This window comes from Psychrobacter sp. KH172YL61, assembly GCF_007182895.1.
Lineage (GTDB): Bacteria > Pseudomonadota > Gammaproteobacteria > Pseudomonadales > Moraxellaceae > Psychrobacter > Psychrobacter pacificensis.
Genome location: NZ_AP019516.1, coordinates 2943740 through 2957963 on the forward strand (window position 1 = coordinate 2943740; position 14224 = coordinate 2957963).

The window sequence follows — 14224 nt, forward strand, 5'->3', positions numbered from 1 at the left end:
TCGCCCAATCTCATGCTCAATTAAGTGAGTGTTGTTTTCTGTGGTTTTGCAACCACAATCTTTGCCCATACAGGTAACTCAGGATTGATACGATAAAATACCCACTGACCGTGTTTTCGATCAGTGATGACGTTTGCCTTTTTTAACACAGCAAGATTGCGTGAGATTTTGGGCTGACTGTCTTCTTCCAAGGCCTCCATCAATTCGCACACACACAGCTCACCATGATATTCGATCAGCATCAACGCTTTGAGTCGAACGTCATCCGTCAAGCTTTTGTAAAAGGTAATGGGATCAAAGTCAGATGATGCCGTGTCTTCTGTATTGACGGCAGTCTTTGTGAGGTTATGTTTTTCTACAGACAGAAACATCGTTAAGCGACTATTTAATTCACTCAAGGTAGTGGTAAAGGGATGACTGCCAGCACGTGTTTTTGGGTCAGGGATATCCCACGCCAGTTGCTTGGCCGTATTGGGGTAGCTTCGGCATTCGGTACTGGCCTTTTCGCATAAAGTAATGACGTAGTCAAAAACTGGCTTTCAAACTCGTCAACGTGCTTGGATCTTAAGCCACTGGCGTCGAAGTCGAACCTTTCTAAGGCTTGAATGGTTCGTTCATCTACTTCGCCTTTTTCTATACCTGCGCTATAGACATCATAGATATCACCGGCTTTATACTTTAATAATATCTCAGCCATTTGTGATCTGGCTGAATTACTGGTACAGAGAAACAATACCTTTTTCTTATTTGAATGTTCCATAACCTAACCCTATCAAAGACTGTACATATGAAATATTATATATACAATATTTCATATGTACAGTCTTTGATAGTTATTATTGGCTTTAGTTAGTGAAATGATATTTTGGAGCGATGCAAGATTATTTGCATGATAAGCTGAATCAAGATGTCGATAAAAATTTCGTCAAAACATGTCTTCAATTAAGATCTGAAGAGTAAAAAGCAAGCCTCAGTATGAGCAATTGATTTTTCTGGTAGCAGACACTAAGGAGCATTATGTCAATTAAAGTATTCGACACCATCATTATCGGCGGTGGTCAAGCCGGTTTAGCCGTTGGCTACTATCTGAGACGTGCGAAACTTGACTTCATCATTCTTGACAATCAAGACCAAAGTGGCGGCGCGTGGCAGCATACTTGGCCATCGTTACGCCTATTTTCTCCTGCTCTTATGAGCTCCTTGCCAGGTCGCTTGATGCCAAAAGCAAAAGATGGAGAGTATCCCCATAGAGACGAGGTCATCCATTACCTTGCTGACTACGAAGAACATTATAAGTTACCAATCTACCGACCTTATCAAGTCCAAAGCGTACAGCGTGATGATGAAAACAATTGCTTACGGGTGACTGATGGAAGTTTTACATGGTTGGCAAAAACCGTCGTGAGCGCAACGGGAACGTGGAGCAATCCTATAATTCCCTTCTACCAAAGGTCAGCAAGCGTATCTTGGGGAGCAATGCCACTCCGCTCATTATGAAGGCCCAGACGCCTACAGAAATAAGCGCGTATTGGTAGTAGGTGGTGGTAATTCAGGTGCACAAATCTATGCGGAGCTGGCTGAAGTGGCTAACGCCAGCTGGGTAACACGTGAGCCCCATTATTTTTAGCCGATGATGTCGATGGACGTGTCCTGTTTGAAAGAGCGACAGCACGTATTACTGGCAGCAATAATGGTGATCCTGAGGGCGGTATCGGTGATATCGTCATGGTGCCTCCCGTCAAAGCGGCACGTGACAAAGGTATCTTACATTCAGTACCTATGTTCAGCCAATTTACTCAACAAGGCGTCATTTGGGCTGATGGTAGTGAAGAAACGATAGATGCCGTTATTTGGTGTACTGGGTTTGAACCAAATCTTGACCATCTAGCACCTTTAAATGTCCTTGAAGCTGATGGAAAAGTGCAAGTTAAAGATGGGCAAGCGGTCAAGGAGCCTCGGTTATGGTTGTTTGGTTATGGTGACTGGGCAAGCCCAGGTTCTGCCACTCTGATTGGTGCTGGACGCAGTGCTAGAGAGAATGTTCCCACTCTATTGGAGTTTTTAGTACGTGATGGTTAAAACAACCGTATCCTATGTATTGCGCGGTGCAAACATAATAATAGCCATACCTAGAAGTGCCACTGCTGTACCTAATATGTCCCATGTCGTTGGTCGAATACCATCAACAGCCCATAACCATAGAATTGCCATTGTTACATACACTCCACCGTAGGCGGCATAAACTCTGCCAACGGCGGTTGGATGTAAAGTCAGCAACCATACAAAAGCGACCAAACTAAGCGCACTAGGGACAAGTAGCCATATTGACTTACCTTCTCTCAGCCATAAGTATGGCAAATAGCAACCTACAATCTCTGCTAATGCAGTAATGGCAAAAAGCCCAACTGTTTTTAATTCAGACAAAAACTTACCCTCCAGTTACACAGAATCAGGGATGGGCTCCAAGAAAATACTCTTGAACGCATTTTTAGTGGCTCGTAAAAAACCATTCTTTTATTCAATTAACGGTATCGTTTGATTCAGAGTAGCAGGTTGTCTAGATATGAGTATCTCTCCCTCTCTTACAGAGTATAAAACATCACCTTGTTTTTGGATTACTTCGACATCATTGCTACCTTCAAGAATAATAAAGTTTGCAGGTTTACCTACTTCTATACCGTAGTTTTCAGATATATTAAGCGTTTTAGCGCCATTATCTGTAATTAAGTCTAATGCAGTTTCTAGATCCTCGTATCCCATCATATGACATGAGTGAATCCCTGAGTCTAGAACACGAAGTAGTTTTCCATTACCTAGTGTATACCATGGATCTTGTATGGAGTCTTGACCGAAACATATATTCATTCCAGCATCTTTTATCTCTTTAACTCGTGTGATACCTCGAATCTTAGGATAACCATCAAATCGTCCTTGTAGATGCATATTTTCAGTAGGAAGAGCAATAAAATTTATTTTAGATTTTTTTAGTAAACGAAACAATTTGGAACAATACGCATTGTTATAAGAGTGCATTGCAGTCGTATGGCTTGCTGTCACTCGTTCTCCAATTCCTTTTTCTAAAGCGGCTGTAGCCAATACCTCCAAAAACCTTGATGCGCCATCGTCGATTTCATCACAATGGACATCAACTAACTTTCCATGCTTTTCTGCAAGGTCGATGATCCATCGCATCGACTCAACCCCATATTCTCTAGTATATTCAAAATGAGGAATACCACCGATGACATCAGCACCTTGTTCAAGTGCTTTTCCATTAGCTGCTTACCGTTGGGAAAGGACAAAATACCTTCTTGGGGGAATGCAACTATTTGTAAATCAATATAAGCACTGAGTTTTTCTTTTAAAGCGACTATTGCTTTTAAGGCAACTAATTCAGGATCGGTAATATCAACATGTGTTCGAATATGTTGAACGCCATTTTCGACCAATAGTTGTACGGCTTTTAATACTCTTCGCTGAACATCTTCGCTAGTTAACATTGGCTTACGTTCAGCCCAACGCTCTATCCCTTCAAACAACGTGCCACTTAAATTCCAGTTTGGCTCGCCTACTGTAAATACAGCATCAAGGTGAATATGAGGCTCAACAAATGGAGCAGACAGTAAATTCATTTTTGCATCAAGACTTGACTCTAATGGAATGACTAAGCCATCTTGCTCGATAATACTTACAAATCTTCCATTTTCGCATTCAATGCTATGTAAGCCCTGTTTACCGCGAAGTTTTGCATTGTTAATAATCATAATATCTCCTAATTGATAATCATATTTTATAAAATTTAACTGATGAAACGAGCTGCAATGAGCGCTATTTGTAAACTTAGTCGCTGCTGAGCATTGCTTAAATTAATACCCGTCAACGTTTCAATCTTTTGTAATCGATTAGATAAAGTGTTTCTATGTATATTCATTGCCAATGCTGTCTGACGCATCGAACATAAATTATCAAAATAGCAAACTAAAGTAGTTTTTAGAACCAAACTCTGAGTATCGTGTTTGTTGAAAATATCACCTAGATACTGACGACAAAAGATTCAATTTCATTGTTATCGACATGAGTAAAAAGCTGAGCAATACCTAACGAGTTGTAATGTATAACTTCGTTTCTATCATTATCTCTATGAAATTTAGCACTTTGCCTTGCCTGTGAAACTGCTTTATAAATGACTTTTAATTCTTTTGCATCGCTAACACCAATAGTGCAGTGAAAGCCATATGCAAGCAGTTTTTGATGCAGTTGATTCCATCGTTTCATACTATCATCACAGTATTCTGCTGATGTCGGCATAATCGCTAGCCAACCTTGATGCAGCTCTGTAATAGGAAGTTGCACACCCTCGTTCAGCATGAACTGACTAATTAAGTAATCTCCTTTAATGACCTCTTCATCAGTAATACGATTGAATTTAATAAAAGCGACAGATAACTGTTGATCGAGATTAAGTCCTATTTCTGTGGCTTTAATCAAATCTATTTCAGACATGCTTGGGTTATCTGCTAAGTTTCGTAGAAACCAACGATTGGATTTATTATTGAGACCATCCATAATGATCGCATTAGATAATATTTCGGTAACATTGACCATTGGCAATGAATAAGGCTGTTCAAAAATAGGAAAGTGTTGTTCATTAGCAAAATCTAAAACTTCAATAGGAATGGTATCTAGATAGGGGTGAGTGGGTTAAAATCACTAACCCACTCGTACATTGCTTTTTGCTTTTTCAATGAGAGTAATAAGTTCTTGAACAGTCCACTTCCAATTTAACCCTGTAACAAAGATCAACTCTCCACCTTTTGTCCAATTTTCAATCTCTGTGTTTTCTGCAATATAGGGCCAGCGTATCGCATTTTTACTGCCCTGCAGACCGGCTCTAAATCGAAGAGCTTCTAGTCCACTTATTTGATTTAACGATCCAATAGATATCATTAATTAAATACTCTGTTCTTGTTGAGTTTTTTACGGTAGAGAGCTTCAATAATATTGTATAAGCAATAGCAGAAGTAATAATGCCAACAAGTGGAGCAATCCAAGGTGAAGCGTAAGCACAACCTGAACCAATCACGTAAGCTGATAATCCAACTATATTGTACTTTGGTAATTCGATACTGCTTAAATCTGGCATATTACCTTTATATTTCACCCAAAAATCTGTCATGATAATCGCACCAATTGGTGGAATGAAGGTCCCTAGAAGTATTAGAAGGGGTATTAGCATGTTATACATGCCCATGACAGCTAATACAGTGCCTAATGCAGCACCGAATAGGGTGACTAAACGCCTTTTATCTGTTCTGAACAAGTTGCATCCTGCAGCTGCAAAATTGTAAATAGTATTATCTTGGGTAGTCCAAATATTAGTGAATAGCATTAGGATAGCGACAAGCATGAAACCTTGAGCAACAAGCACATCAACGATATCCGCTTGTTGATAGATAGCAGTACCAAAAGCACCGACAAATACCATCAAGCCATTGCCAATAAAAAATGCTGCTAAAGTACTTATAACCGCTACTTTTCCTGATTTAGCAAAACGGCTCCAATTTGTCGCTTGCGTGCCTCCACTTACAAAAGTGCCAAATACCAAGGTAATTGCAGCTGCGATTGGCATACTCTCCGTGGGCTCAATAGCTATAAATTCGGAAATACCACCTATATCGAGAATGCCTTTGTAAAAACATAAGCCTATAAAAAATAGCATCGCAGGTACGGAGACTTTTGAAAGAATTTCTAACGCTTTATAGCCTATATAGGCACTGATACAAAACCCAAAACCAAAAAAGATCATCAATGGCGTGAGCCATGTATCTGGTAATTCCAGCAACTTGACAATGATAATGGCAATCGTCGCAGTACCCCATGCATACCAACCGATTTGTGTAAATCCTAATACAAAAGTCAGATAACTTACTTCCATTTAGTCCAAAACAATATCGACCTAACAACACGGTGTTTAAACCAGTTTTACATGCAATGTAACCTAAGCTTGCTGCATAAGATCCAAGCAATAAGTTACCTATGAATATAATAGAAATTAGCTCGTAAAATGAAAATGATTTACCAAGTGTACCGCCTGCCCACATTGTAGAAGTAAAAAATGTAAAGCCCAATAATATTGACATCATGGACCATAAACCTTTTCTCTTGTCAGTTGGTACAGCACTCAAAGGGTAGTCGTCAGATTGATTCATTATTCAATATCTCTAATTTGGAGGTTGTAACTTACAAATAGCAACCTTTATGCCAATATTAAAAAGAAAAAAATAAGTGACAAAACAATCATTAACCCTTTCCGTAAATGTACCATATGAACAGTACCTGTTTTAGTGAGGAATGAGGTTGTTTGAGAGTGCGAACGGATGCACCAAATTAATCTTTGCATGTCCTTAAATGGTGCATGGTGATCTCTCTAATAAGTAAGAGCAGTTCCGAATGAAACAGTTTTAGGACTGTTGTAGGCTTAGTAATTGAAAAGAAGATGAATAACGGAAAGGGTAAAGCATGAGGGTTTTATTTCGAATGCAAGAATCTCTAAGTAATAGCAAGTATATCTCTTGCAAAATTACCAATTCATTAACTTTCGCTGACGGATTTACGAGGGCTAGAAATAGCTTATGTGAGGGGAGTCTAGTGGATTGAAACTATAACTGATGTAAAAATCATTAATGGACGAGAAGGGGTTCATGTGAACTTGAGAAAATATTTGAATCCATGCACTAGATAAATAGCTTAATAAAAAATCTCGGCTTCTTTATGATAAGTTAGAGCTGAAATATATATAGTCAGCTCAAAATAAAATTGTTATGGTTAGGACAGCCCCGAATAATATTTACAATTGAAACAGAGACTTGCGGGGATAATTCTAGTTGTACAGAGTTTGAAAAAGTCCTCAGTCGGTAGGAATTTTACCGCAGCTTGGTAGGAATATGATCACAGCTTGGTAGGAATTTTACCGCGGCTATATTCTGTCCAATGACCTATAAAATCTTGTGAGCTCTCCATGCGTATCCGATATTTAAGTACCGTTTGTACGCTATCACACTAAATGACGCAGGAACGCATGCTGTTCTTAAAGTGTCTATTGCTCCTCTGAATTTTATTGAGTATACCTATGGCGAATCAATCAGGTGCCTTCACTGGTTCGGTCCCCTAGTGAGGACTTGAATCTTGGACTGTATGCTAATGATAGCAATAGTTTGAGTTATTGAAGCAACATCGGTGTACTTCGTTGTGTACATCCAGTGAGTTTTTCGAGAGTGAATTAGCTTATTTTTGATTTCTATAAGTACTGTTATGGAGACCATCCCAGATTCTGTGTAACTGACGTTTAGATTAAATACTTACACAAAATTTAGGAAGGTCTCAGATTTTGAGAAAAAACCGCTAGAAAATTATTTGAAATAACAGCTATTAATGGCACTCCATTAACATTTCTGTAAGTACATTACCGTTAAATGATTACCCTGCGCAGCAAGATAGCTCTTTAACGTCTTTGCTAAAGGTTTGAGCGCATAACTTCAATCCTTCAACCATCGTCAAATACGGAAATAGTTGACCTGCCAATTCTTCGACTGTCATTTTATTATGAATAGCAAGAGCCGCACTTTGAATCAGTTCTCCGCCTTCATGGGCTAAAATTTGTGCGCCTATCAGTTTTCCCGTGGATTCTTCAGCTACCAACTTGATAAAACCATCCGTTTCAAAATTTGCTAAAGCTCTTGGTACGTTTTCCATATCAAGTACACGACTTATCGTATTTATTCCTACCGCTGAAGCTTGTACTTCGGTTAGACCTACCGTAGCAACTTGTGGGTCGGTGAATATAACAGCAGGCATGGTAGATAAGTCGAGTTGCGCATTTCCACCTGTCATATTAATTCCAGCCCTACTTCCGGCAGCAGCAGCAACATAAACAAATTGTGGCATATTGGAGCAATCTCCAGCGGCATAAATGTTAGCTGTTGATGTTTCCATCATACTATTAACAACAATGGCACCACTTTTATCTGTTTCAACACCAACATTTTCTAAACCAAGCTTTCCAGTATTTGCATGGCGACCCGTAGAGATAAGCAATTTTTCAGCGATTAATGTTCCTTCGTTAGTTTCCAATGAAAACCATTGCTATCATAAGAAACATGACTTGCTTGCGTATTATTAAGTACCCTAATACCTTCTTTTTCAAAGCACTCTGCCAGTTTTTCACCTAATAACGGATCTTCAGCATATAAAAGGGTATGTCTGGCTAGAATTGTCACACGGCTACCTAAACGGGCATAAGCTTGCGCAATTTCCAGAGCAACAACGGAGGAGCCGATGACAACTAGACTACTCGGTAACTCTTCTGCAAATAAGGCTTCTGTTGATGTCCAATAAGGTGTATCAACTAAACCCTTAATTGGCGGAATGCTTGGTGTAGAGCCTGTTGCAATTAAAATGCGATCTGCAACCAGCTCTTCTTCACTACCATCAGACTTGTGAACTAGCAAGGTATTTTGATTTTTAAAACGTGCATAACCTTTAAGTAAAGATAGCGCGGGATTACTCTCTAAAATACGTTGATATTTAGCATCGCGTAGTTCTTCGACGCGAGCGTTTTGCTGATGTGCTAATAAGGAGCGGCTAAGTTGTGGCTGAATATTTTCTAAACCATCAAACGGGTTAGTACGTTGCTGATGCGCTAATTGCGCAGCACGGATCAATATTTTGAAGGAACACAGCCGACATTTACACAGCAACCTCCGATTACATCGGCTCCTTCAATGATAGTAACTCTTGCTCCGCCTTCTGCTGCTTTAATCGCACTGGCAAAGGCCCTGAACCACTACCAATAATGGCTACATGTAATTGTTCTGGCTGGATGTCATTTGGCGAGCAACAACTATTCGTTGACATATTTTATTCCTCTTAAAAGTTAAGCGGTACAAGTTTCATCATCACAGCGTTTATTCGCAGGAGAAACCATGTCCCAAATTGATACAGCAACCATTAGTCCTAGCCCCGTATAAGTAACGTATGAACTCCACCCGTACTGGAACCAAGGGTATAAAGAGAGTAAAACCAAAATGGGGCCAATTGAACCGATAAAACTACGGTGCCATTGACGATGGCTAAACCAGCCTAAGATATTCATTGCCAGCGCTAATACTGCAAACAGTGGTAACAACGTATTGATAAATACCCCTTCCCACTGACTAAGAAATCCCATCCCAATTGCCGCACCAAGACTAGCTATCGCGGGAAAACACATGGCGCATCCCATTGCCGAAACAAGTGCACCTATAGAGCCTGCTTTATCTCCGATACGCGTAACTAGTTCTAAGGGGCTAAATATTACTTATTTTCACTTTTTAAATTTGAAGGGTAGCCAGCGTTGGTAGTCGCTGCAATTAATGCATTGATGTTGGTTTTAGTGTCATCAAAAGAAACAACAGCTAGCTTAGGCTTGTAGGTAACTTTCGCATTTTCAACGCCATCAACATTTTCTAATGACTTTTTAACTGTGATTGGACATGTCGCACAGTTCATCGTTGGCACTTCCAGTGTAACTGTTTTTACTTCAGCAAAAGCACCAAAACTAGAAAGTGAAAGCAGTGCGGTTAATAATAATTTTTCATAATTAGCTCCAAATTTTAAAATGTTATAAATTTCTTGATCTGTATATTAAGCAAACAAAAGTATCCAATAATTACTGGTCACTAAAATTGTCGCAACTATAGCGCTCAGCCAGAAAATGACTTTTCGTTGTTGCTGTTTCTTAGAATTGCACAGGCCGTTCCCGGCTCACACTCTTCTACAGGACGGTAAATTTTCCAACCTGAGTAACCAAACAACAACACTACAAATGCGATAAATAATGGCCTATAGGGTTCAAATGCAGTTAAATTACCAATCCATGAGCCACTTACCCCAAGTAATAACAGGAGCAAGGACCTACACAGCATACGCCTGCGCCTAATGCTGCTATGATGCCTCCTATCATTGGAAGGTTTGATTCTTTTGATTCATATAGATACCTCATTAGATAATGCAAGTGTATTGCATGTACCTAAGTACGGAGTCAAGGGTGATTTATAAAAATTTATCTTTGATAATCTGCTACGACAGATACGGGGAATAAGCTAACTTGAATTAAGGCGCAGAAGTAAAATTGGATATGCTGTTTTAGTGGGAAATGGTAGTTAAGTGAATCATTTACTTCGGTTGCAACGAATCAATTATTGGGCAGTGGCTATCGTCATCATTATTTTGGCATTGTCCTAAATGTTCTTCCAAAGCGTGTTCTAACAACAACAAGTCAGCCATCTTTTTTTTGTACTGCGATCAGTTTTTTATTAGCTAATTCTTGTACTTTACTACATGGACTATCGTTTAACGCAAGTAACCCTTCAATCTCATTTAGCGTAAAACCTAATTCTTGAGAACGCTTGATAAAATGCATTCTATTTACCGTTTCTTTCGGGTAATGTCTATAGCCCTGCATAGGCTTTGGTGGTTGTTTAATTAAGCCTTTGCGTTCATAAAAGCGAATTGTTTCGACATTTACACTCAGTTCTTTAGCCAACATACTTATGGTTCGTTTAGACACGTTATCAATTACCTTACTGACTTTTTGTTTACTTACTTTATATCTAATTAAAGTGACCATCAATGAATACCAGTTTAAACATCGCTAATTGATTTTGTTTTTTCTTCTATTAAATAAGTAAAGTTACCGTTGTTACAACAATATTAAACCACAACAATGTATGGTTTATCCTTTTCATTATCAAAGTCCAAATTAGTGTTATTACATGCAGTTCTACATGAGTATATCCCAGCGGAACCAACTAAAAAGGCTTATTAATCAATTAACAGACTACTTATAGTAGACTGCCGTAGTGGAACCACTTAATGAGTACTGAGCATCTTCGGTCTTTCCTTGGCCACATCAGCGATCAGATGCCGTGAGCACTTGGTCATTTTTGAATATCAGAATAGCTATGACCTGATTTGAGCAGACTAGCGATGATCTTGCGCTTTTCCGTATCTTTCCTACGTCCTGAATACTTACCTTCTGCCTTAGCACGAGCAATACCTTGCATCTGACGGTTACGGCGATCTTCATAGTCTTTTCGAGCAATGGCTGCGAGCATATCCAGCATCATCGAGTTAATGGCCTGCAATACACTGCTCATAAATTCTGTACTGCTTTCAGATTGAAGCGCCATATATGAGGTCGGCAGCTCTTTTGATACGATAGAGAGCTTTTTCTCTGATAGCATTCTTTTTAGCGTATCCCAATCAGCTTGGTTCAAACGCGCCAAGCGATCAATCTGCTCAACTAAGATCACATCGCCCTTATGAGCGTCTTCAATCAGCTGCATCAGCTTTGGTCGCGCCAAGATAGCGCCTGATTCGTTTTCGACATAGAAGGCAGCAATTTTGTGGCCATGATCGTTGGCAAATGCTATGAGCTCGCTTTTGGCACGCTTAGCATCTTGTTCTTTGGTAGACGCTCGTAGATACGCTCTAATAAACATAAACACCTAAAATAGTCTGTTATAAGTGGTTCCATTATACCAGTCTGTTTTAAGTGGTCTGTTAATAGGTTTGAAGGGGTGAAATAGGTGGTTCCCTTAGGGTATGTCCTATATTAGCTAGTGTTTTTTGGACAGGTACAATAATAAGAGAGTGAGTGTATGTATGATGCATATATTTCACATGCAGTCGAAAGACAAAAATATCTTATGTTTTATCTGAGACTGTTGTGCCACTACAAACTATCTTGAATCGGAAAAACGATGATTCAAACCGTTATCCATTATTTTCTACACTTTGGCATGCCGTTGATGGTTGCCTATATATTTTTCGTGACGACTATAAACGAGTATATTTGATTCTTTTAGCCACTATGCTAGTAGACTTAGATCATTTGCTAGCCACGCCTATTTTTTCGCCCAATCGCTGTAGTATTAACTTTCATCCGCTGCATACTTATTATGCAATGGCAGCATATGCGGCTATGCTATTTCTACCTAAGACCTATAAAATAATTGGTTTGGGGTTATTGTTACATATGCTAACTGATTTGAATGACTGCGTGATGACCTATCTGAATTGTCCGCAGTGCTTGAATAAGGCTTCTGCCCGTGAGTTGGTGAAATGGTTGGTCACAGCCACGAACGCTTGATGTAGCTGTGAGCACATCGTTTAGTATTTTTCCTAACAAGCATTTTTTTAATGCATTTTCAGCGGCTAACCTAATGTGTTTTGCTGCTAGGATTTATTTAGATTATTAGTGCACGTTTTTACATCGTTTTAATAGTGCTGTAATCGCCACGGGTACGTAAAACAACTTGAACATCTGAATCGCCACGATTTCGCCAGAACCAACCGTGATTACCTGTAAATGCGGCCTCTAAAACGCCTTCATCAGAAGCAACCCCGCGACCTTTCTCATAGCTAATGGCTTTACCCAAGGCATCACCGTGAGTATCAAAATTAACCTCACCGCCAGTGACTGCCCAAGAGTAATTTGCTTTATCACCTTCAGACATTTTCATTTTAATTTCTATTCCTTCACCTGGAGTCAGAGTAAAGGGATTTCATCACGCCACTGCCCACTAGTTACAGTAGTATCTGCAATTGTGGCATTCACTGCTTTTTCAGTCACATTATCAATATCAGTTGTTGGTAAACCAGCAGCGTCGGCAGCAGCTTCTTCTGCCAGCTGTTGTTTAACTTGTCCCATCTCTGTTAATCGAAGCAGTTTACCAACCCCAGTTGGATCAATACCGTATTCTGCCGGTAGAACCACTGTAAATAAAAGAACTATTGCTGCGATTATAGCCAGAATAGTAGATTTTATGAGTTGATTTGAAGAGGGCAGCTCAGCTTGTGAAGGGGTGTCACTGTTATACATATTAGAAATCCTTGGGTTATTGAGACATTAAATAGCCAGTAAGCTGCATGCCCACTAAAATAAATCCTGCGCTCATCATGGCAACGTTGGCGGTATAAGCGTTACGGATGAAACTTGACGTGCGTCGCCAGTAGCTCATGCCAATCAATATGATTGCTAGAGCTAATAGTTGCCCAATCTCCACACCCACGTTAAATGCGAGTAAGTTAGGTAGCAGGCCGTCAGGAGACATATCGTATTCTAGAATCTTAGTTGACAACCCAAAGCCATGGAAAAGACCAAATATAAGTACCGCTATTTTTGTATTTGGTTGATATCCGAACCATCGCTGGAAAGCACCAATGTTGTCTAAAGCTTTATAAACAACAGAGAGGCCAATAATTGCATCAATCAGATAACTATTTATACCAATGTTGAAATACACACCTAAAATCATCGTGGTGGAATGACCTAATGCGAATAGGCTCACATAGACACCAATATGTTTCATACGGTAAAGAAAGAAGATGACCCCGAAGAGGAACAGTATATGGTCATATCCCGTTATCATGTGCTTAGCACCCAAGTACATAAAGGGTAAAATATTGACTCCTGAAATTTCCTGAATATAACCTTTATCACCTGCGGTTACAGCGTGAGCAAAAGCTTCGTTACTGCCAAAAATGACACAGGAAAGCAGTACCGAAAGTAACAGCAGACGGGTCTGCCAAGTCGCCCATGACGAGCTTGTTGACCTATTATGAGCATAGCTGTGCATTGAGAATCCTATGGTGTGAAATAATGGATACGCGGCCTAATGTAATACAATAAAAAATTTTGAACTCATTCAATAGAAAGTAATTATGACTGGCACCTCAAAGCACTTTCTTACAGATAGGGCACATAAAATACGAATTTTTTAAATGCAAGCCGAGCAATTAAGGAGTAAGATAATATCCCCTAGGGGGGATTAGGTCAATAAAAAATTAAGTTTTTATCGGGTATAATTGCGCTCTCTAGAGGAAGGACACTGCCATTATGAAAAAACCGCACATACACGAGTCTCATCCAGCTGTTATCACACGCCTTAAAAAAAGCAAATGGTCATCTGAATAGTACGATAGAGATGTTAGTAGATGGACGAACTTGTCTTGATGTAGCGCAGCAGCTGCAAGCTGTAGAAAATGCCATTCATCAAGCTAAGAAAGTTCTAATTCAGGACCACTTGGATCATTGCCTTGAAGATTTACTAGGATCTGTCGACAAAGAACAGAAAGACTCTCTAGATGAGTTTAAGGAAATAACCCGTTATCTATAAGGTCC

19 protein-coding genes and 3 pseudogenes are annotated in these 14224 nt (G+C 39.6%); 3 read left to right on the forward strand and 19 right to left on the reverse strand.

The window, feature by feature from the left end; genetic code table 11:
• Positions 1 to 20: 20 nt before the first annotated feature.
• On the reverse strand, positions 21 to 398 hold the full coding sequence (locus tag PKHYL_RS15680) for a metalloregulator ArsR/SmtB family transcription factor (RefSeq protein WP_240365572.1): 378 nt from the start codon (positions 396 to 398) through the stop codon (positions 21 to 23).
• Complete coding sequence (locus PKHYL_RS15685) at positions 395 to 760, reverse strand: arsenate reductase/protein-tyrosine-phosphatase family protein (protein WP_240365573.1); 366 nt, start codon at positions 758 to 760, stop codon at positions 395 to 397. Before PKHYL_RS15685 ends, PKHYL_RS15680 begins: the two co-directional genes overlap by 4 nt.
• A 257-nt stretch (positions 761 to 1017) precedes the next feature.
• Here PKHYL_RS15685 and PKHYL_RS15690 point away from each other — a divergent pair.
• Positions 1018 to 2079, forward strand: a pseudogene (locus PKHYL_RS15690) (ArsO family NAD(P)H-dependent flavin-containing monooxygenase).
• Positions 2080 to 2091: 12 nt separating this feature from the next.
• Here PKHYL_RS15690 and PKHYL_RS15695 read toward each other — a convergent pair.
• From PKHYL_RS15695 to PKHYL_RS15740, 14 genes and pseudogenes are all read right to left on the reverse strand, one after another.
• Positions 2092 to 2424: a YnfA family protein gene (locus PKHYL_RS15695; RefSeq protein WP_201564455.1), complete on the reverse strand. Its 333-nt coding sequence runs from the start codon at positions 2422 to 2424 to the stop codon at positions 2092 to 2094.
• A 90-nt stretch (positions 2425 to 2514) separates the two neighbouring features.
• Entirely contained in the window at positions 2515 to 3243 is a 729-nt protein-coding gene (locus PKHYL_RS17830; protein ID WP_332835976.1) for an amidohydrolase family protein, read from the reverse strand.
• On the reverse strand, positions 3150 to 3764 hold the full coding sequence (locus tag PKHYL_RS17835; protein ID WP_269778191.1) for an amidohydrolase family protein: 615 nt from the start codon (positions 3762 to 3764) through the stop codon (positions 3150 to 3152). Before PKHYL_RS17835 ends, PKHYL_RS17830 begins: the two co-directional genes overlap by 94 nt.
• A gap of 35 nt (positions 3765 to 3799) precedes the next feature.
• On the reverse strand, positions 3800 to 3952 hold the full coding sequence (locus PKHYL_RS19095; RefSeq protein WP_442966165.1) for a helix-turn-helix domain-containing protein: 153 nt from the start codon (positions 3950 to 3952) through the stop codon (positions 3800 to 3802).
• 80 nt (positions 3953 to 4032) lie between these two features.
• Entirely contained in the window at positions 4033 to 4566 is a 534-nt protein-coding gene (locus PKHYL_RS15705; RefSeq protein ID WP_240365574.1) for a hypothetical protein, read from the reverse strand.
• A 144-nt stretch (positions 4567 to 4710) separates the two neighbouring features.
• The gene (locus tag PKHYL_RS19100) at positions 4711 to 4947 is read right to left on the reverse strand and encodes a PucR family transcriptional regulator ligand-binding domain-containing protein (protein ID WP_442966085.1); all 237 of its coding nucleotides are present in this window, start codon (positions 4945 to 4947) and stop codon (positions 4711 to 4713) included.
• Entirely contained in the window at positions 4892 to 5935 is a 1044-nt protein-coding gene (gene codB, locus PKHYL_RS15710) for a cytosine permease (RefSeq protein ID WP_269778192.1), read from the reverse strand. The genes PKHYL_RS19100 and codB overlap by 56 nt, the downstream gene beginning before the upstream one ends.
• Before the next feature lie 43 nt (positions 5936 to 5978).
• Positions 5979 to 6209 (reverse strand): annotated as a pseudogene (locus PKHYL_RS17840) (cytosine permease); the annotation flags it as partial.
• 1267 nt (positions 6210 to 7476) lie between these two features.
• A pseudogene (gene merA / locus PKHYL_RS15715) lies at positions 7477 to 8865 on the reverse strand (mercury(II) reductase); the annotation flags it as partial.
• A 67-nt stretch (positions 8866 to 8932) separates the two neighbouring features.
• Complete coding sequence (gene merC, locus PKHYL_RS15720; RefSeq protein ID WP_237182785.1) at positions 8933 to 9280, reverse strand: organomercurial transporter MerC; 348 nt, start codon at positions 9278 to 9280, stop codon at positions 8933 to 8935.
• Between the two features lie 71 nt (positions 9281 to 9351).
• The gene (merP, locus tag PKHYL_RS15725; RefSeq protein WP_442966166.1) at positions 9352 to 9666 is read right to left on the reverse strand and encodes a mercury resistance system periplasmic binding protein MerP; all 315 of its coding nucleotides are present in this window, start codon (positions 9664 to 9666) and stop codon (positions 9352 to 9354) included.
• A gap of 74 nt (positions 9667 to 9740) precedes the next feature.
• Entirely contained in the window at positions 9741 to 9962 is a 222-nt protein-coding gene (locus PKHYL_RS19105; protein ID WP_442966086.1) for a mercuric transporter MerT family protein, read from the reverse strand.
• Between the two features lie 353 nt (positions 9963 to 10315).
• A complete protein-coding gene (locus PKHYL_RS15735; RefSeq protein WP_240365575.1) occupies positions 10316 to 10585 on the reverse strand; it encodes a MerR family transcriptional regulator in 270 nt (89 codons plus the stop codon).
• Positions 10586 to 10976: 391 nt separating this feature from the next.
• Complete coding sequence (locus tag PKHYL_RS15740; protein WP_240365576.1) at positions 10977 to 11540, reverse strand: recombinase family protein; 564 nt, start codon at positions 11538 to 11540, stop codon at positions 10977 to 10979.
• Positions 11541 to 11893: 353 nt separating this feature from the next.
• On the opposite strand from PKHYL_RS15740, the gene PKHYL_RS15745 reads away from it, so the two are divergent.
• Entirely contained in the window at positions 11894 to 12190 is a 297-nt protein-coding gene (locus PKHYL_RS15745) for a DUF6122 family protein (RefSeq protein WP_240365577.1), read from the forward strand.
• 118 nt (positions 12191 to 12308) lie between these two features.
• Here PKHYL_RS15745 and PKHYL_RS15750 read toward each other — a convergent pair whose 3' ends face one another.
• The 3 genes from PKHYL_RS15750 to PKHYL_RS15760 are packed head-to-tail and all read right to left on the reverse strand — an operon-like array spanning position 12309 to position 13679.
• A complete protein-coding gene (locus tag PKHYL_RS15750) occupies positions 12309 to 12563 on the reverse strand; it encodes a hypothetical protein (RefSeq protein WP_240365578.1) in 255 nt (84 codons plus the stop codon).
• Between the two features lie 26 nt (positions 12564 to 12589).
• Positions 12590 to 12922: a hypothetical protein gene (locus PKHYL_RS19110; protein WP_240365579.1), complete on the reverse strand. Its 333-nt coding sequence runs from the start codon at positions 12920 to 12922 to the stop codon at positions 12590 to 12592.
• Between the two features lie 16 nt (positions 12923 to 12938).
• Positions 12939 to 13679, reverse strand: coding sequence for a HupE/UreJ family protein (locus PKHYL_RS15760; protein ID WP_101204369.1), 741 nt, complete (start codon positions 13677 to 13679; stop codon positions 12939 to 12941).
• Between the two features lie 348 nt (positions 13680 to 14027).
• On the opposite strand from PKHYL_RS15760, the gene PKHYL_RS15765 reads away from it, so the two are divergent.
• Complete coding sequence (locus PKHYL_RS15765) at positions 14028 to 14219, forward strand: metal-sensing transcriptional repressor (RefSeq protein ID WP_442966087.1); 192 nt, start codon at positions 14028 to 14030, stop codon at positions 14217 to 14219.
• The last annotated feature ends 5 nt before the right edge of the window (positions 14220 to 14224 follow it).

Coding starts and splice junctions, on each gene's coding strand:
- PKHYL_RS19110 (WP_240365579.1), bottom strand. CDS start 12,922: ATGTATAACAGTGACACCCCTTCACAAGCTGAGCTGCCCTCTTCAAAT.
- PKHYL_RS19095 (WP_442966165.1), bottom strand. CDS start 3,952: ATGCGTCAGACAGCATTGGCAATGAATATACATAGAAACACTTTATCT.
- PKHYL_RS15735 (WP_240365575.1), bottom strand. CDS start 10,585: ATGTTGGCTAAAGAACTGAGTGTAAATGTCGAAACAATTCGCTTTTAT.
- PKHYL_RS15685 (WP_240365573.1), bottom strand. CDS start 760: ATGGAACATTCAAATAAGAAAAAGGTATTGTTTCTCTGTACCAGTAAT.
- PKHYL_RS15750 (WP_240365578.1), bottom strand. CDS start 12,563: ATGAAAATGTCTGAAGGTGATAAAGCAAATTACTCTTGGGCAGTCACT.
- PKHYL_RS17835 (WP_269778191.1), bottom strand. CDS start 3,764: ATGATTATTAACAATGCAAAACTTCGCGGTAAACAGGGCTTACATAGC.
- PKHYL_RS15740 (WP_240365576.1), bottom strand. CDS start 11,540: ATGTTTATTAGAGCGTATCTACGAGCGTCTACCAAAGAACAAGATGCT.
- merC (WP_237182785.1), bottom strand. CDS start 9,280: ATGGGATGCGCCATGTGTTTTCCCGCGATAGCTAGTCTTGGTGCGGCA.
- codB (WP_269778192.1), bottom strand. CDS start 5,935: ATGGAAGTAAGTTATCTGACTTTTGTATTAGGATTTACACAAATCGGT.
- PKHYL_RS15705 (WP_240365574.1), bottom strand. CDS start 4,566: ATGGATGGTCTCAATAATAAATCCAATCGTTGGTTTCTACGAAACTTA.
- PKHYL_RS15765 (WP_442966087.1), top strand. CDS start 14,028: ATGTTAGTAGATGGACGAACTTGTCTTGATGTAGCGCAGCAGCTGCAA.
- PKHYL_RS15760 (WP_101204369.1), bottom strand. CDS start 13,679: ATGCACAGCTATGCTCATAATAGGTCAACAAGCTCGTCATGGGCGACT.
- PKHYL_RS19105 (WP_442966086.1), bottom strand. CDS start 9,962: ATGCTGTGTAGGTCCTTGCTCCTGTTATTACTTGGGGTAAGTGGCTCA.
- PKHYL_RS19100 (WP_442966085.1), bottom strand. CDS start 4,947: ATGATATCTATTGGATCGTTAAATCAAATAAGTGGACTAGAAGCTCTT.